Genomic DNA, 260 nt, shown 5'->3' with positions numbered 1-260 from the left:
ATCCCATCGCACTGTAAACTGCGTATTTTTTATCTGTAAGAATTTTATTAGGATTAGAGACAATATCTACACTTCCATCAAAAACTGTAATTTCACTATTTACTTTTTCATAATTTTCTTTCCAAGTTAATTGAATAAGACCTTTTCCTCTATATTTACTTCCGTCTCCTGATTCTACACTCCCATTACCATATTTGTTAGAGTAAGCATGGTTAGCAAGCATGTCTTCATTCGCAATTTGTATACCTTTATCTTTATAG

At 31.2% G+C, this 260-nt stretch carries 1 pseudogene; it reads right to left on the bottom strand.

Annotation, left to right across the window (positions count from 1 at the left end):
- Positions 1-260 (bottom strand): annotated as a pseudogene (locus SB689_RS23460) (hypothetical protein); the annotation flags it as partial.

The organism is Chryseobacterium sp. SIMBA_038 (assembly GCF_046535115.1).
GTDB lineage: Bacteria > Bacteroidota > Bacteroidia > Flavobacteriales > Weeksellaceae > Chryseobacterium.
The sequence above is the reverse complement of the archived record's forward strand: the minus strand, read 5'-3'. Positions and strand labels throughout refer to the sequence as shown.